General features: G+C 72.4%; 21 protein-coding genes. 4 read left to right on the top strand and 17 right to left on the bottom strand.

Translation table 11 applies throughout. The annotated features are described in order from the left end of the window. Positions 1-502: 502 nt before the first annotated feature. The 14 genes from ACIBSV_RS39700 to ACIBSV_RS39635 form a co-directional block, all read right to left on the bottom strand. Positions 503-2863, bottom strand: coding sequence for a beta-ketoacyl synthase N-terminal-like domain-containing protein (locus tag ACIBSV_RS39700; RefSeq protein ID WP_395871976.1), 2361 nt, complete (start codon positions 2861-2863; stop codon positions 503-505). A 20-nt stretch (positions 2864-2883) separates the two neighbouring features. Continuing rightward, the gene (locus tag ACIBSV_RS39695; protein WP_395871974.1) at positions 2884-3942 is read right to left on the bottom strand and encodes a glycine cleavage T C-terminal barrel domain-containing protein; all 1059 of its coding nucleotides are present in this window, start codon (positions 3940-3942) and stop codon (positions 2884-2886) included. 87 nt (positions 3943-4029) lie between these two features. Next, positions 4030-7167, bottom strand: coding sequence for a hypothetical protein (locus ACIBSV_RS39690; RefSeq protein WP_395871972.1), 3138 nt, complete (start codon positions 7165-7167; stop codon positions 4030-4032). After that, positions 7167-7463, bottom strand: a complete 297-nt coding sequence (locus ACIBSV_RS39685) for an acyl carrier protein (protein WP_395871970.1) — start codon at positions 7461-7463, stop codon at positions 7167-7169. The genes ACIBSV_RS39690 and ACIBSV_RS39685 overlap by 1 nt, the downstream gene beginning before the upstream one ends. Then, entirely contained in the window at positions 7457-7942 is a 486-nt protein-coding gene (locus tag ACIBSV_RS39680; protein WP_395871968.1) for a 4'-phosphopantetheinyl transferase superfamily protein, read from the bottom strand. The genes ACIBSV_RS39685 and ACIBSV_RS39680 overlap by 7 nt, the downstream gene beginning before the upstream one ends. Further along, positions 7942-8766, bottom strand: a complete 825-nt coding sequence (locus ACIBSV_RS39675; RefSeq protein WP_395871966.1) for an SDR family NAD(P)-dependent oxidoreductase — start codon at positions 8764-8766, stop codon at positions 7942-7944. Before ACIBSV_RS39675 ends, ACIBSV_RS39680 begins: the two co-directional genes overlap by 1 nt. Beyond that, complete coding sequence (locus tag ACIBSV_RS39670) at positions 8763-10010, bottom strand: hypothetical protein (RefSeq protein ID WP_395871964.1); 1248 nt, start codon at positions 10008-10010, stop codon at positions 8763-8765. The genes ACIBSV_RS39675 and ACIBSV_RS39670 overlap by 4 nt, the downstream gene beginning before the upstream one ends. Positions 10011-10021: 11 nt before the next feature. After that, positions 10022-11023, bottom strand: a complete 1002-nt coding sequence (locus tag ACIBSV_RS39665) for a transketolase family protein (RefSeq protein ID WP_395871963.1) — start codon at positions 11021-11023, stop codon at positions 10022-10024. Next, positions 11016-11816 carry a transketolase gene (locus ACIBSV_RS39660; protein WP_395871961.1) on the bottom strand — a complete coding sequence of 267 codons (801 nt, stop codon included), beginning with the start codon at positions 11814-11816 and terminating at the stop codon, positions 11016-11018. Before ACIBSV_RS39660 ends, ACIBSV_RS39665 begins: the two co-directional genes overlap by 8 nt. Further along, positions 11813-12694: an aminotransferase class IV gene (locus tag ACIBSV_RS39655; RefSeq protein WP_395871958.1), complete on the bottom strand. Its 882-nt coding sequence runs from the start codon at positions 12692-12694 to the stop codon at positions 11813-11815. The genes ACIBSV_RS39660 and ACIBSV_RS39655 overlap by 4 nt, the downstream gene beginning before the upstream one ends. 234 nt (positions 12695-12928) lie before the next feature. Further along, positions 12929-13510, bottom strand: a complete 582-nt coding sequence (locus tag ACIBSV_RS39650) for a TetR/AcrR family transcriptional regulator (RefSeq protein WP_395871956.1) — start codon at positions 13508-13510, stop codon at positions 12929-12931. A gap of 13 nt (positions 13511-13523) precedes the next feature. Further along, the gene (gene aepY, locus ACIBSV_RS39645; RefSeq protein WP_395871954.1) at positions 13524-14684 is read right to left on the bottom strand and encodes a phosphonopyruvate decarboxylase; all 1161 of its coding nucleotides are present in this window, start codon (positions 14682-14684) and stop codon (positions 13524-13526) included. Next, positions 14663-15526, bottom strand: a complete 864-nt coding sequence (locus ACIBSV_RS39640) for an isocitrate lyase/phosphoenolpyruvate mutase family protein (RefSeq protein ID WP_395871952.1) — start codon at positions 15524-15526, stop codon at positions 14663-14665. Before ACIBSV_RS39640 ends, aepY begins: the two co-directional genes overlap by 22 nt. A 93-nt stretch (positions 15527-15619) precedes the next feature. Next, positions 15620-16453, bottom strand: a complete 834-nt coding sequence (locus tag ACIBSV_RS39635; RefSeq protein ID WP_395871950.1) for a phytanoyl-CoA dioxygenase family protein — start codon at positions 16451-16453, stop codon at positions 15620-15622. A 358-nt stretch (positions 16454-16811) separates the two neighbouring features. Here ACIBSV_RS39635 and ACIBSV_RS39630 point away from each other — a divergent pair, with 358 nt between their 5' ends. Next, positions 16812-18080, top strand: coding sequence for a sensor histidine kinase (locus ACIBSV_RS39630; RefSeq protein ID WP_395871948.1), 1269 nt, complete (start codon positions 16812-16814; stop codon positions 18078-18080). 29 nt (positions 18081-18109) lie between these two features. Here ACIBSV_RS39630 and ACIBSV_RS39625 read toward each other — a convergent pair whose 3' ends face one another. From ACIBSV_RS39625 to ACIBSV_RS39615, 3 genes are all read right to left on the bottom strand, one after another. Next, on the bottom strand, positions 18110-18715 hold the full coding sequence (locus ACIBSV_RS39625) for a DNA-binding response regulator (RefSeq protein WP_395871946.1): 606 nt from the start codon (positions 18713-18715) through the stop codon (positions 18110-18112). 427 nt (positions 18716-19142) lie between these two features. Then, positions 19143-20372, bottom strand: a complete 1230-nt coding sequence (locus ACIBSV_RS39620; protein WP_395871944.1) for a DUF349 domain-containing protein — start codon at positions 20370-20372, stop codon at positions 19143-19145. A gap of 105 nt (positions 20373-20477) precedes the next feature. After that, positions 20478-21314, bottom strand: coding sequence for a peptidylprolyl isomerase (locus tag ACIBSV_RS39615; protein WP_395871942.1), 837 nt, complete (start codon positions 21312-21314; stop codon positions 20478-20480). Positions 21315-21627: 313 nt separating this feature from the next. On the opposite strand from ACIBSV_RS39615, the gene ACIBSV_RS39610 reads away from it, so the two are divergent. The 3 genes from ACIBSV_RS39610 to aspS are packed head-to-tail and all read left to right on the top strand — an operon-like array spanning position 21628 to position 25396. Then, positions 21628-22323 carry an MBL fold metallo-hydrolase gene (locus ACIBSV_RS39610; protein WP_395871940.1) on the top strand — a complete coding sequence of 232 codons (696 nt, stop codon included), beginning with the start codon at positions 21628-21630 and terminating at the stop codon, positions 22321-22323. A gap of 14 nt (positions 22324-22337) precedes the next feature. Next, on the top strand, positions 22338-23597 hold the full coding sequence (gene hisS, locus ACIBSV_RS39605) for a histidine--tRNA ligase (protein WP_395871938.1): 1260 nt from the start codon (positions 22338-22340) through the stop codon (positions 23595-23597). Next, positions 23594-25396, top strand: coding sequence for an aspartate--tRNA ligase (gene aspS / locus ACIBSV_RS39600; protein WP_395871937.1), 1803 nt, complete (start codon positions 23594-23596; stop codon positions 25394-25396). Before hisS ends, aspS begins: the two co-directional genes overlap by 4 nt. Positions 25397-25724: the final 328 nt, after the last annotated feature.

Genomic DNA, 25724 nt, shown 5'->3' with positions numbered 1-25724 from the left:
GCGGCGGCCGGGTGATCCCACACCACCAGGGCGGCGGCGGCCGTGGTCTCGTGCGTGATGGTGACCGCGATCCGCGCGCCACCGGCCCCGCCCGCCGCCGTCCGGGCCGCGCCACCGAGGACCACGCTCGGGCGATGCCGCGCCCGGCACGGCCCGCCCGGCGCCCGGCAGTCGGCCTGGTCCGGCAGGATCTCGACATCCGACCACACCGGCTCGGTCAGCCCCAGCAACGCGATCACCGCGAGCTTCGCGGCGTACTTGCCCGCCCAGGACAGACTCGCCGGCCCGCACGCCAGATCCAGGCTCTCGCGCGCGGAGAACACCGTCCGCGGGTCGGCCGGCAGCACCTCCTCGGGATACCGGCTCGGCAACGGCAGCAACACCAGCACGCCGGAGCCGCCTCGGTCGCGAAAACACGAGACGGCGAGCCCGGGGGGATACCCCGGACCCGCCGTCGGTGCCGGCGGGCGGTCCGCGTCGACCGCCCGCCCGTCGGCACCCCTCATCGCGGCCCGTCCGCCACGCCGCCGTCCGGCGCGCCGAGCACCGTCGCGATCACCCCGCCGCAGCCGACCGTGTCGATCAGCACCCGACGCACCGGCGCCGACCCGGCCGCCGACGAGGCGCGCACGTCGTCCACGGGCAGCCGCAGCCCGCCGCGGATCGCCGCCATGGCCGCGACCGCGTCCACCAAGCCGCCCGCGGCCATCGTTTCGCCGAGCCGCGGCCGGGTCCGCCCGACCGGCGTCGAGTCCGGGAACATCCGTGCCAGTGCGCGCAGTTCCGCTCGGGCCTCGACCCGGTCGGGTCGTGCGCCGGCGGCCAGCACCCAGTCGATCTCGCGCGGCCCGCGCCCGGCCGCCGCCAGCGCCCGGGTCGCCGCCGCCACGAACGCCGTCGGATCCGCGGCCTGCCCGGCCCGGAAGTCCGCGCCACCGGCCTGCCCGGTGCCCTCGACCACGGCCAGTGCGCGTCGCCCGCGCGCCCGAGCCCGTGCGGCGGACTCCACGACCACCGCGACCGCGCCGTCCGCCCACCGGCCCGGCCCCCACCACCTGGTCTGCGCGTCCAGGACCGCGTCGGTGATCTCGTCGCAGCCCACCACCACGGCGTACGGCACCTCCCCGCGCGCGACCGCCCCGCACGCGTGGTCGAGCGCCTGGAGACCGGCCGTACCGCCGGAGAGGAACGTGATGGTCGGCCCGCGCAGGCCCAGGCAGATGCCCAACGTCCCGGGCGCGGAGGTCATCGTGGTCCGCGCGAACGAGGATCGCCGCTCCGGCACCAACAGTTCGGACAACGACCGGCCGAACTCCTCGACGCTGCGCATCGGACCACCGGCCGTGGCGAACATCAGCGCGGCCTCCTCGGCCGCCCCGTCGTCGGCCCGCGGATCGATGCCCGCCTCGCGCAACGCCTCCGACGCGGCGAGCACCGCCCGCCGGGTGAAGTCGTCCATCCGGCGCCACAGCGCGGTCAACACCTCCTCCGGTCGCACCGGTTCCGTGCTCGAGGCCGGGACCGGATCGCCGGCCAGCGCGGCCAGCAGCGCGGCGTGGCCCACCCCGCCCGGACCGACCGCCCCCACGCCGGTGATCACCGCCCGGTCCCGAGCAGGCCGCGGTCGGGGCCGGGGGCGTACCGCGCCGGGGGAGGCGAGCAGGATCGAGGCGTTGTTGCCGCCGAACGCGTAGCTGTTGGACAGCACCACCTCCACCCGGGCCGGCCGGCCCACGTCCGGAACGATGTCGATCCGGTCGTCGAGCACCCCGCCCGCGCCCGCCGTCGGCGGCAACACGCCCTCGTGCAGCGCGAGTACCGACGCGACCGCCTCGATCGCCCCGGCGGCGCCGAGCGTGTGTCCCACCGCGGACTTGACGCTGCTGATCGGGACCGAGCCCACCCGGTCGCCGAACAACAGGATCATCGCCTCCTTCTCCATCGCGTCGTTGCCCGCCGTGCCGGTGCCGTGCCCGCTGACGTAGTCGACCCGCTCCGCGCCCACACCGCCCGCCGCCAACGCGCGCCGCGCGGCGGCCAGCGCGCCCCGGGCGGTGGGGTCCGGCGCCACGGGGTGGTAGGCGTCCGCGGACATCCCGCTGCCCAGGAACTCGACCAGCACGGTGGCGCCGCGCCGCACCGCGTGCTCCCACTCCTCCAGGATCAGCACCGCGGCTCCCTCGCCGATGCTCATTCCGTCCGAAACCGTGTACGGGGCACAGCGGTTGGGACTGGTCGCGCGCAGTCCGTGGAAGCCGGCCAGGGCGAACAGGCACAACGATTCGGCGCCGCCGGCGACCATCACCTCGGCCCGGCCGTCCCGGATCTGCGCGGCCGACCAGGCCAGCGCGGTGGTGCTCGACGCGCACGCGGTGGAGATCACCGCCTGCGGCCCGCGCAGTCCGAAGCGGCGGGCGACGTGGTCGGCGGGCCGGGTGTACATGTCCACCACGTGCCGGTCCGCGCGCAGTGGCAACTCGGCGCCCTCGGCGTGGAACATGCCCTGGCAGGTGCCGATCCCCAGCCCCTGCCGGGCGCCGTCCTCGACCGGCGCGGCGAGTCCGCTGTCGGCGAGCGCCTCGGCGACCGCCGCGCCGAGCATCGCCGAGGTGCGCTCGACCGCCTCGCCGCCGGTCGCGGCGGCGAGCGCGCGGTCGTCCACACGCGTGACGTACAACTCGCCGACCGAGCCGGGCACCGAGCCAAGCGGCTTCAGCGCGGTCCGGCCGGCCAGCAGCGATTCCCAGAACGGCTTGACGCCGACGCCGAATCCGGACACCAGGCCCAGTCCGGTGACGGCCACGCGCCGATCGCCGCCTACCCCGCGAGGGCGGTCGTCGGCGGATTCCGTGTCCTTGTCCATGGGGTCCATGGGGCCGCCTCTCACGCGATCGATGTGGACCAGCTCAGCGGGACCAGGTACGGCGAGGACACCGAGCGGGCCGGGATCGGGCCGTGCGTCCCGGCGACTTCCCAGTCGAAGCCGGACGCCGCCCACTCCGCGCTCACCCGGGCCAGCGCGAGGGTGCGCCCCAGGCCCGGGCTGTCGGTGTGGTGCACGAGGTGCCCGATGGTCAGTCCCGCGACGGACACCTCGGCGTGCTCGGGCGGTTCCGCTCCGCGCGGCATGGTCAGCCCGACCGTGCGTACGGCCGGCCCGGTCTTGAACTCGGCCAACACCGCGTCGCGACCGACGAAGTCGGGCTGGTCCAGGTCGACCAGCCAGTTGTAGCCGCAGCCCGACACGGTGTCCTCGGGCCCGACCTCGCGATGCGGGAGCGGCTGGCGCACCTCGATCATGGCCGCTTCCAGGGTGCGATACCCCGCCGGCACCGCGGACCGCTCGACCGCGGCGTCGAACAACTCGGCGCCCAGTGACGGGGGCACGAACACCTTGTAGCCGTACTCCCCGGTGTAGCCGCTGCGCGCGATCAACACCGGCGCGTCCCGCCATGTGCGGTGCACGATGCCGCCCAGCGGGACCGAGGTCACCCCGTCACCGAACAACGCGCGCAACACCCGCCACGCGTAGGGGCCCTCCAGGCCGAAGGTGGTGAACTCCGGCCGCACGTCCACCGGATCGATCCCCTCGGAGCCCTCCGCGGCGGCCGCGGTCAAGTGGGCGAGCGTGTCCGGACCCCGGCCGAACGCGGTCTCGATCAGCCAGCGTTCGCGCAACCGGTACACCGTGATCGTGTCCAGCGGGTGCCCCTCGGCGTCCAGCAACAACGAGGTCGCCGACTGGCCCGGGAACACCGCCTTGAGGTCGCTGGGTACGAGGGTACGCAGCAACGCCTGGGCGCTCCCCGTGGCCGGCAGCGCGATCAGACCGGTGGAGTTCAACTCGAAGATCGCGGCCTCGTGCCGGAGCGCGTGGTACTCGCGCTCGTCGTCGGCGTACGTCCAGGGCACTACCGCGTGCCCGATCGTGACGGTCCGCATCGGTGTAGCCGGCACAGTGATGTCCTCTCGTCTCATGGGGGGTTCGGCACAAGGACCCGCTGGAGGTGCGGGCGCGTGGGCGGCGGCTCACCCGGCCTTGGCGGCGGCGGCCCGGACCGCCTCGGCGATCGTGGCGAGCACCCCGGCGGGCACCGGGCGCGGCGCGTCCAGGACCGCGAGACACGTCGCGGTCACCGCGTCGCCCGCCGCAGGCGATCCGGCCCGGACCAGCGCGCGCACCGACCAGTCGTCCCCGTCCCGGAAGCCGAGCACCTCGGCGCCCGGCGGGGCGGCCAGAAGCAGGCCGGGCCCGGTCGGGCCGGTCTCCGCGGCCGGGACCAGGGCGCCGATGCCGGAGGAGCCGGCGATCGGCCGGTTCGACCCGTGCGGTGCGGGGTGGTACTCGAACTCGGCTCCCTCGCGCAGGCCCCGGAAGAACCACGGCGGGTCCTGCGCCGCGTGCACCGCGACGCAGATGTCCGGTGGCGGGCCGAACACGCCCGCGTCGTCGCGTAGATGGGTGAGCACCATCAGCAGCGGAGCACCCGCCGGCATCAGGTAGTCGATGTCCAGACCCACGGTCGAGCCGGCCAGGTCCAGATTGCCGGTGAGTCGGATGCCGGCCCAGTCCAGGCCGGCCGCGCGCAGACCCGTGGTCGCGGTGCGCACCGGAGTCCACGCGAACTCCTCTCGCGCGACGCTGGTGTTGGGGTCGGCGCGGTGCGCGACCGTGGACACGCCGATGCCCCCGCGCGCCCTGGGCACGATGCCCATCGGCCGGGTGCGCGGATAGGTCGAGCGCAACAACTCGCCGCCGCCGTCTCGACGCAGACCGACCACGGCGCCGCCGAAGTTGGGCGCGATCCGGGCGGTCAACTCGCCGTTGCCCAGGACCCATACGTCGCCGGTCTCCACCGCCGACACCGGAGCGGCCGCGCGCGCCACGGGCAGCACATCGCACGTGGCCCGCTGCCGGGCGAGTTCCTCGACCCAGGCGAGCCGTACCCGCAACGGGCCCCCGGGGCCCGGTGGCAGCTCGATCCGCCCGGTGAACGACCGCTCGGCGTCGCCGTCCGCGTCGCCCTCGAACAGCGTCCGGACCGGCCCGTCGCCGACCGCCGCGGTCAGCCGGCCGCGTCGGGCCCGCGCGGAGAACACGGTGAGCCGACCGCGCAGCCGCACGGCACCCGGCCCGTCCGCGGCGCCCGCGCCCGGCTCGACCTCGGCGGTCGGATCCAGCGCGATGTGTACCGGGACCGGGGCCGAGAGCGGCGGCCGGGCGGTGACCGGTACCTGCTCGGCGGGGTCGGTCACCGCCGACCATGCCTCGCGCACCGCGCGTTCGTCCCCGGGACCGCAGAAGAAGGCGTAGCGGGGGAAGCGCGCCACGCCTTCGTCGGGGGCGCCCGGGTCGGCGGCCAGCAGCAGCGAGGGCATCCACTGCAACCCGAACCGCAGTTGCGCGGCCCGCTCCCAGACCAGACCCACACTGCGCCCGTCGTCGTCGGTGAACGCGGTCCACCGCTCCCGGTAGCGGCCGGGATCGCGGGGCAGGTCGGCCGAGCCCATCATCTCCAACGAGTGCATCCCGAAGGGGAAGCGCTCGTACACCACCGGTGCGCGCAACACCCCCTCGCTCAACGGCACACTCATCGTCAACGACCGCCCGCGAGCCCACGGATGCACCCGCAGCAGACAGTCGCCGGTCGCCACCGCGCTCAGCAACTCCGATTCCGCGTCGATGAGTTCGGTGCGCACCTCGACGACCTGGTCGCCGCCCAGCAGCAGGGTGCGGCGCAGTCGGGCCCGGGCCAGTCCCAGGTCCGGCCGGGCCGCCGCGTACGCCGTCCCGTGTCGCTGCCACCAGACGTTCGCCGCCGCCTCCAAGGCGAGTTCCGCCCGGCCGTCGACCACGTCCGCCCGCACGCAGCGCACGTCGCGGCGCGGCGGGGTCTTGAGCGCGGCCGGGAAAGGCGGGCCCAGATCCGGCCACAACTCCCGGATGGCGGGTCCGCGTTCGCGCGTCGGCTCGATCTCGCAGGTCCCGGTTGCCCGATCCACGGCCAACCGCAACCAACGATTGCCCAGCACCCACCGGTCGTCCCGCTCGTCCAGGTACGGCAGATCCCGGCGCGGTGGGCGCGGGTCAGTGGCGACCGCCGGGGCGACCGCGCGCACCCAACTGTGCAGGGTCAGCCGGGCCGGATGTGCCCGGCCGGCGTGCGATACGTCGGTGCGCACGGTCAGTTCGACCTCCTGCTCGCCCGGGTGCTCGGGTGCGAACGCGGTCTCGCCCTCGACCACCTCGCCCGGCGCCAGGGCGAGTTCACGCACCGACGCCGGGGCGGTGTCGCCGGGCCGGCGCACCTCCAGGACGAGGGTGAGCGCTCGGGTGCCCCGGTTGGCGATGCGGTGGGTGAACGCGGCCGAGCCGCCGACCGGCACCCGGCGGGCGGGGGCCGTCGGGTGGAAGTCGATGTCCAGACCGTCCCAGTTCAGCGCGCAGACCCGGTCGTGGGCCAGGTCGACGACGAAGACGCTCTCCGCGCCCGAGCCGACCATCGAGTACCGGAACGTCGGCGCTCCGTGGTAGTCGCCCACATCCTCGGCGGCGTTGCGCGGGGCGCGCCCGGGCACCCACGGACTGGAGCCGAAGTCCGTCCAGACACGCGCCAGTTCCGCCACCCGGGCGCCCAGGCCCAGGGCCTCGATGACGAAGCGGTAGAGGTACGGCAGGTGGGAGCGGAATTCCAGCCGGTCGTCGCCGCACGGCTCGGTGGAGGCCTGTCGGAAGCCGCCGGGGCGCACGATCGCGACCATCGAGGGGTTCGCGGGCGAGGCGTTGCAGTCGACCCGGTCGTAGCCGTGCGCCACGCAGTACGCGAACGCCTCGACGAACAGCCGGATGGGCACCGCGCCGAGCCGGAATCCCGGATCGATCGCGAAGGTGTCCATCCACACCACCGAGCCCTGTCCGGCCTTGAGCGCGGAGACCGGGTACAGCGCGAGTGAGCCGACCACACGGCCCTGTGCGAGCGCCACGAACGTCTCCACCGCGCCGCGCTCGGTGACGAAGGCGGTGTAGTCGGCGGCCGACAGCGGTGCGCCGCCCAGCGGTCCGGGGTTCCAGTGGAAGGCGTTGATCCACGCGGCCATGGCGCCGGCGTCCACCGAGGAGACCGGCGCGACCACGACCTCGGCCACGTGTTCGCCGGGGCCGGGCATCAGGCGTCCTCGCGGCGGGACTCGATGAAGTCGGCCAGCATGTTGACCGAGCCGAACCGGTCGAGTTCGTCGTCGGTGATGTTCACCTTGAACTGCCACTCGATACCGACCACGACCTCGATCACGTGGATGCTGTCGAGTTCCAGGCCGCGTCCCAGGATCGCCTGGTCGTCGGTGAGCCACTCCGGATCCAGGTCGAGGTCCAGCCGCTCGACGATCACCTCCTTGATCTCGCGGCACAGGGTCTGCCGCTCCCGTACCCGCTCCAGGACCTGTGCCTGCGCCGCTGTCAGCACGCCGCGCTCCCTTCCGTGTCGATGTCCTCGCTCGGTACCGGGTCGCGGGTGAGCACCACCGCGACCACGAGTCCTTCGCCGCAGCCCCACGCCGCGCTCGCGCCACGCCCGGCCGGGCAACACGCGGGTACGCCGGGCGCGCGCACCGTGGCCGGCCTCGGCCGGTCGGCGAACAGGCCGCGGATGAGCGCCTCGGCGCGGTCGCCGCAGTCGCAGCGGCCCATCCGGACCGGATCGATCCGGATGTCGTGCCACGCGAAGCCGGCGCGGCGCCCGCCCGCGCACTTGATCGCCGCCTCCTTGAGCGCGATACCCGCCGCGAGCCGCACCGGCGAAGCGGGCCGGGCCAGCGCCCAGCGCAACTCCCGGGGACCGAGCACGGCGCGCGCCACGAGCTCGTCCGCGCGGCCGGCGCGGGCCAGGCGGGCCACGCGGACCGCGTCCACGCCGATCCGGTCGGCCGTGCCGACGCCGGGCATCACCGGGCCCCGGCGAATACGCGCGAGCCGAACCGGGCCAACCGGCGCGGAGCGACGGTGGACAGCGCGGCGAGCAGCCGATACGGAGCGCCCGGTACGCAGACCGGTCGACCGCGCTCGACCGCGCGCAGCCCGGCCAGGGCCACCCGCTCGGCGGGCAGCCACGCCCGCGCGGGCACCCGACTGACGTCGATGCCGGCACGACGGTGGAACTCGGTTGCGGTGAAGCTGGGGCACAGCGCGGTCACCCGCACACCGGAGCCGCGCACCTCGTCGTACAGCGCCTCGCTCAGACTCAGGCTGAAGGCCTTGGCGGCGCCGTAGGTCGCGGTGAGCGGGTCGGGCTGGAACCCGGCCAGCGAGGAGACGTTGACGATCCAGCCCGAGCCGCGCTCGACCATCGGGGCCAGCGCCGCGCGGCACAACCGGACCACCGCGACCGCGCTCAGCGCGACCACGTCCAACTCGGCCTGCACCGGCAGCGTGTGGAACGCGCCGCGGGTGCCCGTCCCGGCGTTGTTCACCAACAGGTCGATCGGCGCCTCACCGTCGCGCAGCCGGTCCTCGACCCGGGCCAGGCCCGCGTCGGTGCGCAGATCCGCGGCGATCGTGGTGACCGCGACCGGGTGCCGCGCGCGCAGCCGGTCGGCGACGTCGGCCAGTCGGTCGCCGTCCCGCGCGACGAGCACGAGGTGCGTGCCGTCCCGGGCGAGCAGGTCCGCGAAGGCCAGACCGATGCCCGCCGTGGCACCGGTGATCAGCGCGGTGCGCCATGGTGCGTGACGCGGGCGGGTGGCGCCGGCGGCGGGTGCCGGGGCGCTCACCCGCGTGGCCCGTCGGTGGGAGTGAACTCCTCGGCGATGCGCAGGAGTTCGTTGAACTTGGCGACCCGGTCCATGCGCGAGAGCCCACCCGCCTTGAGCCAGGCCGCGCCGCCGGCGACCGCGAGGTGGGTGATGAAGGCGCTCGCGCTCTCGCCACTGCGCTGGGAGACCACGGTGGTGATCTTGTGTCGAGCTCCGCAGGCCAGCGCGTCCAGGGCCTGGGTGACGGTGCCGACCTGGTTGGGCTTGATCAGCGCGCCGTCGGCGAGCCCGGCCGCGACGCCGCGGTCGATGCGCTCGGCGGCGGATGCGAACAGGTCGTCGCCGACCACCGCGGCCCGGCCCGCCAGCCGCTCGCGCAGCCCGCGCCAGGCCCCCTCGTCGGCGGGCTCGAAGGGGTCCTCCAGGAAGGTCAGCGGATACCGGTCCACCCAGTCGAGATAGCGCCGGGTCAACTCCTCGACCGACAAGGGGCGTTCCAGCCACGGGAAGGCGTAGCCCGGCGGGTGGGCGAACTCCGCGCCGGACAGGTCCAGGCCCAGGTGGAAGTCGTGCCCGCCGGCCAGTCCGCAGTCCTCGGCGGCGGCGACGATCATCTCCATGGTCGCCTCGCAGCCGCCCAGGTCCACCGACCAGCCGCCCTGGGTGCTGTCCGAGCAGCGGTGCCCCTTGCTCGCGAGCCGGGCGGCCAGCGCCGCGCGCACCCGGGCGCCCTGCTCGAGCGCCACGGCCGGCTCCGCGGTGGTGGGCAGCAGCAGGAACTCGGTGTAGACCGTGTTCGAACCCACCGCGCCGTCCGCGACGTTGAACATCGGCACCGGCAGCCGAGCGGGCGCGGTCTCGGCGAGATGCCGGTACAGCGGGCGCCCGGTGACCGTCGCGCCCGCCTGCGCGACGGCCATCGAGGCGGCCACCGCGACGTTGCCGCCGATCCGGCGGAAGTACGCGCCGCCGTCCACCGCGCGCAGGGCCGCGTCCACGGCGCGCTGATCGCACACGTCCAGGCCGATCAGCGCCGGCCGCACCAGGTCGGCGACCGAGGCCAGCGCCGGGGCCACCGCGGCGAGCGCGGGCAGCGCCGCCGCGTCCTCCAGGACGTACGCCTCGAACTCGCCGGTGGTCGAGCCCCGGGGCGCGAGTTCCGCCGCCCGGTCACCGCCGTCGGCGCGGATCTCCACCTCGATCGCGGGAATGCCGTTGGAGTCGAACACCGCTCGGGCCCCGACCTCGCGTATCGCTCGCACAGTCCGCTCCTTCACCACGTGTTGGTCGACATCGACAGTTCGGCGCGCGGTCCGGCCGCGCCCGTGCCCGGCTCGGCGTGCCGGGCGGCGTGCGTGGCGGCGGCGATCGCCGCCGCCTCGATCCCGTACTTGTCCAGGAGTTGCCGATAGGGCCCGGTCTCGGTGAACGTGTCCGCGATGCCCAGACGCAGCACCCGCGGGCCGCCGCGCGCCGCGATCAGCTCGGCGACCGCGCCGCCCAGACCGCCGACCGTGGTGTGCTCCTCGACCGTCACCACGAGCGAGCAGGCGCGGACCAGGTCGTAGACCTCGGCGTCGGGGAAGGGCTTGATCCGCAGCGCCCCGAGCACCCGGGCCGGGACTCCGCGCTCGGCCAGCAGCCCCGCGGCGGCGACGCACTCGGGCACGGCCACCCCGCAGGCCACGAACACCACCTCCGGGTCCGGGTGATCCCACACCCGCAGGTCGCCCGGCCCGCGTGGGCCACCGGCCACCGGCGGCACCGGGTTGCGGCACAGCCGGATGTAGTTCGGACCCGGGAGCGGCGGTGCGCCGGCCGGGCCGATCCCGGCGAGCACCTCGCCGCCCAGCACCCGGGCGTCCGCGTCGTCGGCGGGCACCCATACGTTCATCCCGGGCACCGAGCGCATGAAACCCAGGTCGGTGATCGCGTGGTGCGGGGCGCCCTCCAGCGAGCCGGACATGCCCGCGTAGTGGCCCGCGATGGTCACCGGCAGCCCGGGCCAGCCGATCGAGAGCAGGATCTGCTCCGCCGCGCGCCCGACCAGGATCGAGGCGAACCCGGAGACGACCGGGCGGAAGCCGGCCAGCGCGAGGCCGGCCGCCATGCCCATCATGTTCTGCTCGGCGATGCCGGTGTTCAGGAACGAGCCGGGCAGCCGGTCGGCGACCCGGCCGCTGCGGGTGGAGTGCGAGCAGTCCCCGTCCAGGACGAACAGCCGCTCGTCCGCCTCGCAGGCGCGCAGCAACGCCTCGCCGAACGTGTCACGCATGACTCAACTCCTCGACTGCCTCGGCCAATCGGCCCGGATCGGCGACCGAGTGCCAGTTCGGGTCGTCCTCCATGAACGAGACGCCGCGTCCCTTGACGGTGCGCGCGATCACCGCGCGCGGGCGGGGCGCCGGTGCCAGCGCGGTGATCAGCGCGGCGCAGTCGTGGCCGTCGACCTCGACGACCTCCCAGCCGAAGGCGCGCCACTTGGCGGTGAGCGGAGCGGCGCCCATGATGTCGCGCGTGCGGCCGTCGTGTTGGATGCCGTTGGCGTCCACGATCACGGTCAGGCCGGCCAGTCCCAGTTGTGCCGCGCACATCGCCGCCTCCCACACCTGGCCCTCCTGGCACTCGCCGTCGCCCAGCAGGGCGAACACCCGGGCGCCGACTTCGCGTTTGGCCAGGCCCAGGGCCATTCCCACGGCGACCGAGAAGGCTTGACCGAGTGAGCCGGAGCCGACCTCGATGCCGCGCGTGCGTGGATCGGGGTGGCCCTGGAGCGGCGAGCCGAGCGCGCGCAGCGTGCCGGCCGACGCGCGCGGGAGTATGCCCAGGTCGATCAGCACCGCGTACAGCGCGGGTGCCGCGTGCCCCTTGGAGAGCACGAACCGGTCCCGCTCGGCCCAGGTGGGATCGGCCGGTCGGTGGCGCATGGTGTGGTAGTGGAGCACGGTCAGGATCTCGATCGCGGACAGTGAGCTGCCGGGGTGGCCGGCGCCGGCCGCCGCGATCATCCGCATCGTCTCCAGACGCAACCGGGCCGCGGTCGCGTCCAGTTCGGGGTGGCCGCTCATCGTCTTCCCGTGCTCAGGAGCCGTACCGAGGTGACCACGTCGTCCAGGTGCGCGGTCCCTCCTCGGGCGGCCCGGTCGAAGGCCGCGACCAGGGCGCCGGCGGCGCCGTGCGGCAGGGGGTGCTCGTCGATCGCGCCGACGACGGCGGCGCCCAGCGAGGAACTGCACAACACCACGCCGTCGGCGCCGATCACCTCGGCCGGCTCCAGCGGCCGGTGTTCGGGGGTCAGGCCCAGCGCGCCCTTGGCCACCATGCCCAGCAACTCCCGTGTGACGCCCGGGAGTACGCCCTCCTCGACCGGCGGCGAGATCAACCGGTCACCGGCCAGGACGAGCAGGCTGGCCCGCGAGGTCTCGGTGATCCGGCCCGCCTCGTTGCGAAAGAGCACGTCGTCGTGGCCGGCCCGGCGGGCCCGCAGCACCGCGCGCCGGGCCCCGGCGTAGTGCGCCGTCGCCTTGACCCAGCGCGGCAGGTCGGTGTGCGCGGGCCGGGGTTCGCCGGTGGTGGCCAGGGTCAGTGGTCGGTTCGGTGCGTAGCCGTCCAGGGGGCGCAGGAAGACGCAGACCCCCGGCGGTTCGTCGTCCAGAAAGCCCTCGCCCTCCGCGTAGGCGAACAGCCGGATGCCCACCGCGCCGCGCCCGTCGTGGCGCCGGGTCACCTCGACGACCGCGTCGGTCAACTCGCGCGCCGACCAGGACAGCGCGAAACCCAGGCCCTCGCAGGAACGGCGAAAACGCGAGAGGTGCGCGCCCAGGTCGAGAATGCGCAGTTCGGTCCCGGTGGAATCGGCCACCGCGGCACACCCGTCGAATACCACTTGCGCATAGCGCAACGCGGCCGAATCAATGGACAACCGAACCTCGTCGAGTTCGGTCATACGGCCGTCACGCCAACATTCCTGGTGCACGATCCAGCACCCCCATATCCTTACGCGAAGGATAACTAATAACTATATGGCGTATAGAATAACTGTACGCACCATGGTGTCAACGCCGCTTCGGCGATATCCGGTCGATATTCGAGGCGGGACTTCCATGGCATGCGGGCAGGCGGAATCCACCCACCGGAAAGGCAAGGGAAAAGATTCGACCCGTTCGGACCCCGGCCGGGATCAGCCGGTGGTGTCGCCGACCTCCGGCACCACGCCCGGCGCGGTGGTCGAGGTGATCAGCTTGCGGAGGGTGTCCTCCAGGTAGGCGTAGTCCGCCTCGATGTCCGCCGCCGACTGCCCGAACCGACCGCTGACCTCACTCGTGGCGAACCCGACCACCATCGTGCTCAACAGCCGCTCGGCCCGATTGACCTCGGTGATCGACAGGCCCGCGTCCAACAGCGCGGCGAACACCGCCTGCCGCACCCGATGCGCGCCCGGGGTGGCCGCCGAGCGGGTCAGCAGCAGCGGGAACACGTCGGGATGGCGCCGGGCGGAATCCCGGGCCGCCCGCCCGATCCGGGCCAGTCGTTCGTCCCACGGCAGTTCGGCGTCCGGCAATGGGAACTCGGAGAGCAACTCCTCGACGATGCCGTCGAGCAGGGCCGCCTTGTTCGCGATGTGCCCGTAGAGCGACATCGCCGTCACGCCGAGCCGGCGGGCCACCGCCTGAAGGGTCACGGCCTGCAGCCCCTGCTCGTCGGCCAGTTCGAGACTCACCCGAAGAATGGCGGAGCGGTCGATAGTGCGCGGGCGACCCATGGGCCTCAAGGTATCACCGCCGATCGGCGTGATCCGCCCACGGCGGCCCGGCGCCCAACGCGGCGGTGAGCCGGTGGTGGATGTCCCGCGCGCCGATCGATGAGGTCGCCCGGCGCGGTGCCGGACCCGCCATCCGGCCGATCGGCACGACCAGCAGATGCGGCCCCGGAGCCGCCCGCGCGGCGGCCATCGCGGCGTCGATCCGCGCGCCGTCGGCGCACACCACCGCCGACGCGTACCCCGTCGCCCGCGCGATCGCCGCGAAGTCGGTGCCGGCGGACGTGGTGGCCTGCGCACCCGTCGACTCGTACACGCCGTTGTCCAACACCACGTGGATCAGCCCCGGTGGAGCCGCCGCGCCGATCGTGGACATCGTGCCCAGGTGCATCAGAGCCGCGCCGTCGCCGTCGAGCAGCACCACCTCGGTACCCGGCGGACGCAGCGCCAGACCCAGCGCGAAGGCCGACGCGTGCCCCATCGAGCCCTGCATGTAGAAGTGCGTCGGCGCGTCACCCGCCGCGAACAACTCGCGCGAGGTGTACCCGGTGGTGGCGACCACCGCGATTCCCCGCGTGTGGGCGGTGATCGCGCGCAGCGCCCGGGCCCGGGTGAGCGTGGGCCCCTCGGCGGACCCGTCCGCCGCCGCGCCCTCCGGCACCTCCACCGCGCCCTTCTCCACCAGCACGAACACGCAGTTCCCAGCCTCCAGTTCCTTGCCGGCCTCGGCCAACAGGGCGCGCAGCCCAACCGCGTCGGTGCCGCGCCGCAACGTGCGGTGGGCGACCCCGATCGCGTCCAACACCTCGTGCGTGGCCGCGCCCATCACCGCGTGCTGCGGTTCGTCTCCGGCCGGATCCGGCCACCCGCGCAGACTGGTGAACACCAACGCCGGGATGTCGTAGGTCATCAGCAGCGACGTCAACGGGTTGATCAGGTTGCCCAGCCCCGAGTTCTGCGCCACCACCGCGACCCGGGTGCCGGCGACCGCGGCCCCGGCCGCGATGGCCAGCGCCGCGCCCTCGTTCGCGGCCGGCACGTACCGGCCCTCGCGGGTGAACCGCGCGATGGGCGCGGAGAAGTACGAACACGGCACGCCCGTCACCAACTCCACGCCGAAGTCGGCCAGCGCGGCGCAGAAGTCGTCCGACCCGATCACCAGTCCAACGCCTTCCACGCATCCAGCCGTTGCAGCCGGAACACCTCCTGCACACTCGCGATCCGATCCTCCACCTCGACCGAGCTGCCCTCGCGGAAGATCGCGCCGTAGGTGTCGCGCAGCGAACTGACCGTGGCCCGCAGGCCCTGGTTGGCGTAGATGACCACCGAGACGCCGGCCGCGGCGGCCGCCTTCGCGTCCCAGTCCGGGTAGGTGGTGGGCACCACCACGACCGGCACCGCGCCGCTCCAGCCGTCCAGGAAACGGGTGATCTGCTCACTGGTGCGGATCTTGGAGTGCACGAGCACCGCGTCCGCGCCCGCGTCGGCGTAGGCCGAGCAGCGCTTGAGCGCCTCGTCCACGTCGAGTCCGCTGATCAACGCCTCGGTCCGGGCGATCAGGAAGAAGTCCGGGGTCTGCTGGGCGTTCTTGGCCACCTCGATCTTGCGCGCGAAGGTGTTGATGTCGAGCAGCGTGTGATCGACGGCGGCAAAGCTGTTGATCTTCGGGAACATCTTGTCCTCGACACACACCGCCGTGATGCCGCCGGCCTCGTACTCGTGCACCATGTGCGCGATGTTGAGATTGTTGCCGTACCCGGTGTCGCAATCGGCGACCACCGGGATGGACAGCGCCTTTTGCATGTTGACGGCGGCTTCGAGGTACTCGGTCATCCCGAGCAGACTGGCGTCCGGCAGGCACCGGGCCGCGGACACCTCCAGGCTGGAGGACCACACGGCCTGGAAGCCGGCCTCCTGGGCCAACACCGCGCCCAGCGCGTCGTGCGCGCCGGCGACGCGCACCAGGTCGTGTTGATCGAGAACCGCCCGGAACGGCGCTGCGAGAGCAGTCCTGAGCACTGACGATCTCCTATCCGGTTCGAAGGGTCGGGCAGGGGGCGGGGGAGGCGCCGGGCGGTTCGGGCCGGCGGGTGCTCCGGGCGCGAACCGGCCTCATCGCATGACGAGCTTGTAGAAGTCGGTGGGATGCGCCTCGTCGCCGAGTTCGCCGAACATCAGTCGCTGACGTTCGGTCATCGAGGCCACCACCTCGGCGGGCATGCGGTGGAAGTCGAGCGGTCGGCACCACAGGTGCCCGTACCGGATGATCACCGAACGGCGGGTCCTGCCAGCGGAGTTCGGCGCCACCGCATGCCACAGGTTGTACGGGAAGACCACCGCGTCGCCGGGCTCGGCCAGGATCTGCACCGCGTTCGGCGGCATCTCGCCGCGCCGCCAGTAGTCGTTGGGCTCGGGCAGGTAGCAGTCGTCGTCCAGCCGCTCCGGGCGGATGCGGTGACTACCGGGAATGACGGTGAAGTTCCCCGAGTCGGGCCGACTGACGTCGGTGAGGAAGTACTGCACCTTCAGTTGCAGTGCCCGGCTCGCGGGATCCAGCACGATCCCCATCAGCGAAGCGCCGCCGTCGGTGTGCCAGCCCTCCAACGGCGCGTCGCCGCCCTCGCGGACGAACGCCTCGCTGCCCAGCACGTGCAGATCCGGCCCGAGCAGTTCGACCAGGGTCGGCAACACGCCGGGATGGTCGACCAGTTCCAGCAGCGCCGGGCTCGCCGCGGCGGCGTTGCGCACCCGTACCGAATGTTCCTGGTCGTTGCGATAGCTGATGTGCGCGGTGCGCACCAGGTCCTGTTGCCGGACCGCGAAGTCGACGCCCGCCAAGGCGCGTTCCACGTCGGCGGCGGAAAGCGCCTTTCTGATGTGAATATAGCCGTTTTGATTCCACTGCTCGCGCAGGCTCCCGAGTATTCCCTCGGGTGATTCCCCCACCGGTGGGCCTCCGTTCGGTCGTGTTCGCGCATTGCCCTCAGCTTCACAGCCGTTTAGGACGGCGGCCAGTGTCGGTCCACCACGCCGGGCGTGTGTTCCGGGCGGGGTACCCATGCGAAACACATGATCCATATCCGCTTTCCGCATCTTTCCCGGTCTCTCCGCACGGGGACATCCGCGGATTCCCGCGTTGTAGCATCGGCGGATGGGCCCGGAATCGGGTCCCGGAACTTCTTCCAGCAGTCGCCATCACCATGCAGCAGTCGCGATCGAAGAGGGCCGTCTCTTGCCTCACGCCGCTCAGGTTCCGGTGAACTCCGTGGACTCCCGCGCTCTTCGCATTCCCACCGTGATCACGGTGGTGGTTCTCCTGAGTTGTCACGCGGCTTCGGTGCTGTCGTTGATCACATTCCCGGTCGCGGCCTGGCGAATGGCCGCCGCACTGGTCGCGGTCACCGCGGTCGCGGTGATCCAATGCGCGCATTCCCTGCCCGGCCGGCTGCGGTGGTTACCCCGCCCCGGCCACCGACTCCTGCTCTGCCAGGCGGTGTTGGCGCTGATTCCCTCGTTCGCTTGCCCGGGGACCTGGACCGCCGCGCCCGGATTCCTGGCGGGCTCGCTGCTGCTGTTCCTGCCGCAGAAGCGCGCCTGGTGGGCGTTCGGCACGCTGATGATCGCCACCGGGGTGATGACGTTTCACCTGGCCGACGACTACGACGACGTGCCCTACGCGGTGGTGGCGAGCACCTCGACCGGGCTCGTGCTGTACGCGCTGATGCGCATCACCGAACTGCTCGCGGAAATGCACCGGTCCCGACTGGAGTTGGCCCGGCAGGCGATCGTGCGCGAGCAGCACCGGTTCGCCCGCGACCTGCACGATCTGCTCGGTTACAGCCTGGCCACCATCGGGGTCAAGACCTCGCTGGCCGCGCGCCTGCTCACGCACGACGTCGAGCAGGCGCGCACCGAGCTCGCGGAGATCGTGACCATCACCCAGCAGGCCGCCACCGACATGCGCGAAGTGGTGCACCGCTACCGGGGGATGTCGCTGGTCGCCGAGGTGGCCGCGGCCGAGTCGCTGCTCGCCTCGATCGGGGTGCGGGCCACCACCCGGATCGGCGTCGAGGCACTGAACGGGGCCACCGAGACGGTGCTGGCCACCGTGTTGCGCGAGGGGCTCGCCAACATGATGCGGCACAGTTCGGCCACCCAGTGCGTGATCAGCGCCGAACGCGACGGAGAATTCGTCCGGTTCGGGGTGGGCAACGACGGGGCCTGCGTCGTCCGCCCCCGGGGAACCGGCGCGGATCGTCAGGGCGGTACCGGGCTGGCCAGCCTGGCCGCGCGGGTCGAGGGCATCGGCGGGCGGTTGGACGTGGGTACCGACGGCGGCGGCTGGTTCCGTCTGGTCGCGCTGGTTCCACTGGCTCCGGATCCCGCGGCGGCCGCCGACCGTGCGGTGCCCCCGGACCTCGCGGTGCTCCCCGACCCCGCCGTGTTCGCCGAGGCCGCCGCGCTTCCCGACCTCGCCGCGGTCGCCGACCCCACCGCGGTCCCCGACGCCGGCACGGTCCCCGACCCCACCGGGGAACCGTGCGAGCCGGCCCGAACTCCCGTCGCCGGCTGAGGCGCGAACGCGCTACGCGACCCGACGGGTCACAACCACCCCTCGTCCCGGGCGATCCGAATCGCGTCCACCCGGTTACGCGCGTTGAGCTTGGCCACCACCGAGTTCAGGTGGTTGCGCACGGTGCCCGCGCACACCCACATCTGGTCGGCGATGTCCGCGACCCGATTGCCGTCGGCCGCCGCGCGCAGCACCTGCAATTCGCGGGTGGTCAACCGCGAGGGACCACCGTCGATCGCGGCCAGCGCCACCGAGGCGTCGATCACCCGACCACCGGCGGCGATCTCGCGGATCGCGCCGCTGAACCGATCCGGGTCCGAGTTCTTGAGCAGGAACCCGGACACGTTCGCCGCCGCGGCGCGGCGCAGATGGCCCGGCGCGTTCATGCCGGTGAGGATCAGCGTGCGACATTCCGGCAGCGCCACGCGCAGCGCCGCGGCGGCCTCGATCCCGTCGATACCCGGCAGGCCGATGTCCAGCACCGCGACGTCCGGACGCACCGCGCGAGCGCGCGGCACCACGTCGGTACCGGACTCGACTTCGGCGACCACGTCGATGTCCGGCTCCAGACTCAACAACGACACCAGCGCCCTGCGCAGTAATTTCATGTCCTCGGCAATCAGGACCTTGATCAAGGACTCCCCCTCATCCCGAATCCCGACACCGATCTCCCCGGCGTCGAAGTTCGTCGGTGATCCCCCGTATCAAGATGCCGATTATGCAGGAGGAGTTCGGCGGCCCAATAGAGCAAATTGCACACGGATCGAACGCCGACGAACGAACCCGATCGCCGACCGCGTCCGAACACCGGCGCGGGGCCGCTCCGAGCACGCCGCGGGCCTCCGCGCGACGCCGTACACGAGAAAACGGGCGGACCCGGGTCGGCAACTCGCCGATACCCGGATCCGCCCGTTCCTCGTCGCGGCGCCGCGCGGACGCGGCGGCTCCCCCGTCACATCGTCCGCCTCGCGACCGCGCGCACGCGGGAGCGTGTGCGTACGCGCGTCACGCGCGCGGCTCCCCGACCGAGCCGGAGAGGCCGAGCCGGAACACCTCTCCGGCTCAGCCGGAGAACTCCTCCAGCGCCTTGTTCGCCTCGGCCAGCCACTCCGCGCGCGCCGCGATCGACTCCTCGGCCTCGCGCACCTTGCGCTCGTTCCCGGCCGCCCGGGCCTTCTCCGCCTGCTGGGTCAGCTTGTCGATGGACGCCTGGATCTGGTCCACCGCCGCCTGCGCCCGCGCCCGCGCCTCCGGGTTGGTGCGCTTCCACAACTCTTCCTCGGCCTCGCGGATCGCCCGCTCCACGCTCTGCAGCCGGGCCTCCATCTTCGGCCGGGCGTCGCGCGGGACGTGGCCGATGGCCTCCCAGCGATCGTTGATCGAGCGCAGCGCCGCCCGCGCCGCCTTGACGTCGGTCACCGGCACGATCGTCTCGGCCTCCACGAGCAGCACCTCCTTCGCGGCCTGGTTCTCCCGCTGCTCGGAGTCGCGCTCGGCGAACACCTCGCTGCGGGCCGCGAAGAACACGTCCTGCGCGGCCCGGAAGCGCTGCCACAGCTCTTCCTCGACATCGCGCTGGGCCCGGCCCGCGGCCTTCCAGTCGTTCATCAGATCGCGGTAGCGCGCCGCGGTGTCGGTCCAGTCGGTGGACGTGGACAGCGCCTCGGCCGCCTCGACCAGCTTCTCCTTGACTCGCTTGGCACTGTCGCGCTGACCGTCCAGCTCCGCGAAGTGCGCCTTGCGGCGCTTGGCGAAATTGGACCGGGCCTGCGAGAACCGGTGCCACAGTTCGTCGTCCGCCTTGCGGTCCAGCCGCGGCACGGCCTTCCAGGCGTCCACCAGCGCGCGCAGCCGCTCGCCGGCCGGCCGCCAATCGGTGCTCTGGCCCAGCTGCTCGGCCTCCGCGACGATCCGCTCCTTGGCGCCCTGCGCCTCCTCCTGCGCCTTGGCGCGGGTGGCCTTGCGCTCCTCGCGCTTGGAGTCCACCACGGTCACCAACGCGTCCAGGCGCTTGACGAGCGATTCGAGATCGCCGACCGCGTTCGCGTCGACGATGCTCGCGCGCAGGCGCTCGATCGCGTGGTGGGCGTCCTTGGGAGCGAGGTCGGTGGTCCGTACCCGCCGCGCGAGCAACTCCACCTCGACGGCGAGCCCCTCGTACTTGCGCCGGAAGTAGGCCAGGGCCTCGTCCGGGGAACCCGCCTGCCACGAACCGACGGAGCGCTCACCGTCCGCCGTCTTGACAAAGACGTTTCCCTGCTCGTCCACGCGGCCCCACGGGTCGCTGCTCACAGCGGCCTCCTTCGATGCTGAATGCGGCGCACTTTACACAGGACCCCGGGGCACGGGCCGGGCCGTGCCCCGGGAGTCGCCGTGGAACATGCGTCCGGTCGGTTGCTACTTGGCCACGGTCACGCTGTCGAGGACGACGTTCTCGCGCGGCGCGCCGTCCGAGCCGCCGTCCTCGGTGCCCGCGGCGGCGATCTTCGCCAGGACGTCCATCCCGGCCGTGACCTTGCCGAACGGGGTGTAGTTCGGCGGAAGCTTGCTGTCCGCGGTGACCAGGAAGAACTGGCTTCCGTTGGTGCCCGGGCCCGAGTTCGCCATCGCCACGGTGCCCGCCGGGTAGGCGGCCGAGCCGTCCGGGCCCGCCGTACCCAGATTCTCGTCCACGAACTTGTAGCCGGGCCCACCTGTGCCGGTGCCCGTCGGGTCGCCGCACTGGAGCACGGCCAGACCACCCGTGGTCAACCGGTGGCACTTGGTGTGGTCGAAGAACTTCTTGCCCGCCAGGAACGCGAACGAGTTCACTGTGTGCGGCGCCTTCTTCGCCTCCAGCGCGACCTTCACCTCGCCACACGTGGTCTTGAGGGTCATCGTGTACGCCGCGTTCGTGTCGATCGACATCGCCGGCTCGGTGGGGAACTGCTCCTTGGTCGGTTCACCCGGAGCCGGCGCCGCGCACGTCTTCGGCTTGGGCTCGGGAGCCGGCGACTGCGGGGCCGAGGGCTGCGTGGACGGCGTGTCCGACGCGTTCGTCGTCTTCTTGTCGTCGTCATCACCCGCCGCCACCGCGAGCCAGGCGCCGCCACCGGCCACGACGACCACCGCGGCGACCGCGGCGATGACCTGGTTGCGCCTGCGCCGACGTGCCTGCGCGGTTCCGCGTCGCTCCTGCTGGCGCTCGAACTTCTCGCGCGCGAGCTGCCGCTGGCGCTGCTGTTTGGTGACCACCGCGTGCTCTCCTGGATTCGAACGGACTCGATGTGGATGGACTCGACCCGGGACACCCGACCAGCGGGCGAGGGCTCCCGGCGCCGGAACCGGAAACCGGCGGCCGTGACGGGATCCGTGCACCGGCCCCGACCTGCGGTGATCCCACAGGCCCGGAACCGACCGCAGCTCGCGCACAGTCTAGGCACGCACCCCCTGAACCGGTTCGCGATCCGCCCCCGCGCGCCGGTAGTCTCGTACCTGATTCCCACGTCCGCCGCATACTTCCGTGCTTGCCCCGCCGCCGGAAGACCCCGAGACCGAGAGGACGAACGTGATCGTCGCCGGGTTCCCCGCAGGGTCCTTCCAGACCAACTGTTACGTGGTCGCCCCTGCCGCCGGCGAGGAATGCGTCATCGTCGACCCCGGGCAGGACGCCTTCGACGGCGTACAGGACATCATCCGCGAACACCGGCTGCGCCCGGTGGCCGTCGTACTGACCCACGGGCACATCGATCACATGTTCTCCGTGGTGCCGGTCTGCGCCGAGCACAAGGTGCCCGCGTGGATCCACCCCGACGACCGCGACCTGCTCTCCGACCCGGCCAAGGGCCTGTCGCTGGGCGTGGGGCAACAACTGTTCGGCGGGATGACCTTCACCGAACCCGAGGACGTGCGCCTGCTCACCGACGGCGCCGTGCTCGACCTCGCCGGCCTCGAACTGACGGTCCATCATGCGCCCGGCCATACACAGGGGTCGGTGGCGTTCGGCACCCAGGGAAGCGCGGACATCCCGCCCATCCTGTACTCGGGTGACCTGCTCTTCGCCGGCTCCATCGGACGCACCGACCTGCCCGGCGGCGACCACGCGCAGATGCTGCGCTCGCTGTCCCGGGTGTGTCTGCCCCTGCCGGACGAGACCGTCGTGCTGTCCGGCCACGGCCCCCAGACGACGATCGGCCGCGAGCGCGCGAGCAACCCTTATCTGCAAGAGCTGACGCCGCCCGCGGGACCGCACCGAGGAATGTGACGGATTTTCATACCGTGAGTACCTTCAACGCCCCCAAGGGCACCTTCGACATGCTTCCGCCGTACTCGGAGACGTTCAACCGGATCCGGATCCAGTTCGGCCTGGAGCTGCGCGACGCGGGTTTCCAGTACATCGAGACCCCCACCTTCGAGGAGACCGGCCTCTTCCTGCGTGGCGTCGGCGAGTCCACCGACATCGTGACCAAGGAGATGTACACCTTCGAGGACCGCGGCGGCCGCTCGCTGACGCTGCGCCCCGAGGGCACCGCGGCCGTGATGCGCTCGGTACTCCAGCACAACCTGTACGCCGGCCGGCTGCCGGTCAAGCTGTGGTACTTCGGCTCGTACTACCGCTACGAGCGCCCCCAGGCGGGCCGCACCCGCCAGTTCACCCAGGTCGGTGCCGAGGCGATCGGCAGCGACGACCCGCTGGTCGACGTCGAGATGATCGCGCTCGCCGCCGAGGGCTTCACGAAGCTGGGCCTGCGCGACTTCCGGTTGCTGCTCAACTCGCTCGGCTGCCGCGAGTGCCGTCCGGTCTACCGGACCAAGCTCCAGGAGTTCCTGCGCGCGCTCGACCTGGACGCGGAGACGCACGCGCGGATCGAGATCAACCCGCTGCGCGTGCTCGACGACAAGCGCCCCGAGGTGCAGGCGCTGATCGCCGACGCCCCGCTGATCACCGACCACCTGTGCCAGGCGTGCGCCGAACACCACACGTTCGTCCGCGGCATGCTCGACGAGCTGGAGATCTCCTACGAGGACACGCCCCGGCTGGTCCGCGGGCTGGACTACTACAACCGGACCACGTTCGAGTTCGTGCACGACGGCCTCGGCGCGCAGTCGGCGATCGGCGGCGGCGGGCGCTACGACGGCCTCTCCGAGGACCTCGGCGGCCCCGACCTGCCCTCGGTGGGCTGGGCGCTGGGCATCGGCCGCACGATGCTCGCGATGGAGGCCGAGGGCCAGACCGTGGAGACCCCGGCCGACTGCGACGTCTACGGCGTCGCGATCGGCGACGCGGCCCGCCGCGCGGTGTTCGGCATGATCACCCAGCTGCGGATCGAGGACATCCCCGCCGACATGGCCTTCGGCGGGAAGAAGCTCAAGGGCGCCATGAAGGCCGCGTCGCAATCCGGCGCCCGCTACGCCATCGTCGTCGGCGACCGCGACCTCACCGAGGGCGTCGCCCAGATCAAGGACCTGTCGAACGGGGACCAGACCCCGGTCCCGCTCGACCAGGTCGTCACCGTCTTGAAGGAGAAGCTTCAGTGATCCGCACCCATGACGCCGGGACGCTCCGCGCCGAGCACGCCGGCCACACCGTGACGCTCGCCGGGTGGGTCGCCCGGCGGCGCGACCACGGCGGCGTGGCGTTCGTGGACCTGCGGGACGCGTCGGGCACCGTACAGGTGGTCTTCCGCGACCTGGAGACCGTGCACAACCTCCGCTCCGAGTTCTGCGTGCGGATCACCGGCGACGTGCGGGTGCGCCCCGACGGCAACGAGAACACCGAGATCCCCACCGGTGCGATCGAGGTCGTCGTGGACGACTTCGAGATCCTCTCCGAGGCGGCCCCGCTGCCGTTCCCGATCGAGGAGTACACGCCGGGCACGGTCAACGAGGAGGTGCGCCTCAAGCACCGTTACCTCGACCTGCGGCGCGCGCCGATGGCCCGCAACCTGCGGCTGCGCTCCAAGGTCACCCGGGTGATCCGCGAGGTGATGGAGGACCACGACTTCCTCGACATCGAGACGCCGTACCTGACCCGGTCCACGCCCGAGGGCGCCCGCGACTTCCTGGTGCCGGTGCGGCTCCAGCCGGGTTCGTGGTACGCGCTGCCGCAGTCGCCGCAGCTGTTCAAGCAGCTGCTCATGGTCGCCGGCATGGAGCGCTACTACCAGATCGCGCGCTGTTTCCGGGACGAGGACTTCCGGGCCGACCGGCAGCCCGAGTTCACCCAGTTGGACGTCGAGATGTCCTTCTGCGACGCCGAGGACATCCTGGCGCTGACCGAGAAGCTGATCGCGCGCGTGTGGCGCGAGGTGCACGGCGTGGAGATCCCGCTGCCGCTGCCCCGACTGGCCTACGCCGAGGCGATGGCGCGCTACGGCTCGGACAAGCCGGACACCCGCTTCGGCTGCGAACTGGTCGACCTGACGGCCTACTTCGAGGGCACCTCGTTCCGGGTGTTCCAGGCCGAGTTCACCGGCGCGGTGGTGATGCCCGGCGGCGCCGCGCAGACCCGTAAGGAGCTCGACGGCTGGCAGGACTGGGCCAAGGCGCGCGGCGCGCGCGGGCTCGCGTACGTGCTGGTGGACGCGGAGACCGGCGAACTGCGCGGCCCGGTGGCCAAGAACCTGTCCGAGGAGCACCTGGCCGGCCTGGTCGAGGCGACCGGCGCGGCCAAGGGCGACTGCATCTTCTTCGCGGCGGGTCGGCGTACGGCCTCGCTGGAACTGCTGGGCGCGGCCCGGCTGGAGATCGCGCGTCGGGGTTCGCTGATCGACGAGTCGCGGTGGAACTTCCTCTGGGTCGTCGACTTCCCGATGTTCGAGCCGATCGAGGACGCGGCCGGCAACCACCAGGGATGGCACGCGATCCACCACCCCTTCACCGCGCCGACCGCGGAGTGGCTCGACGGCTTCGACAAGAATCCGGGCGAGGCGCTGTCGAACGCGTACGACATCGTGCTGAACGGGACCGAGATCGGTGGCGGTTCGATCCGTATCCACCGTCGGGACGTGCAGGAGCGGGCGTTCGCGGCGATCGGGATGTCGGAGGAGGAGGCGCAGTCGCAGTTCGGGTTCCTGCTGGACGCGTTCGCGTACGGGCCGCCGCCGCACGGCGGGATCGCGCTCGGTCTCGACCGGTTGGTGGCCCTTTTGGGCGGAACCGAGTCCATTCGGGACGTGATTGCTTTCCCGAAGACCGCTTCCGGTGGCGACCCGTTGACCGGGGCTCCGTCGCCGATCACGGTGCAGCAGCGGCGTGAGGCGGGGATCGACGCGAAGCCGAAGGCCAAGTCGGACTCCGGTGACGGTGTCCCGGGCGAGGGTGCGGAGAAGGCGTAACCGCCGGCGGGTGGATGTCGTCGGGACGGTGGGCGTGCGAGTGGCCCCGCCCTCCGGCATGCTCCGTGCGGGGATGGTCCGGCGATGACGTCTCGGATCCTGTCCGCCCTCCCGTCGGCCCCGCACGTGCGGGGATCAGGGCGGTCGAGCCAATGGCTCGGCCGCCCTTCGGCGTTGCCGGACTTTGTCGACTCGTGGGGGTAGCCGAAACGCTTCTGCACAGGGTCGGAGCGCACGGACCCGGGTCTGCCTACCTTGGAAGTCGAGCCGGTGCCGCACCGGTTCGGATGACCTCGGGGAGGCCGACATGGCGGTGGATTTGACGAAG

Origin of the sequence: Embleya sp. NPDC050154 (genome assembly GCF_044460165.1) — a bacterium.
In the GTDB taxonomy this organism is placed as follows: Bacteria; Actinomycetota; Actinomycetes; order Streptomycetales; family Streptomycetaceae; genus Embleya.
This window is presented reverse-complemented; position numbering and strand designations above follow the sequence as displayed.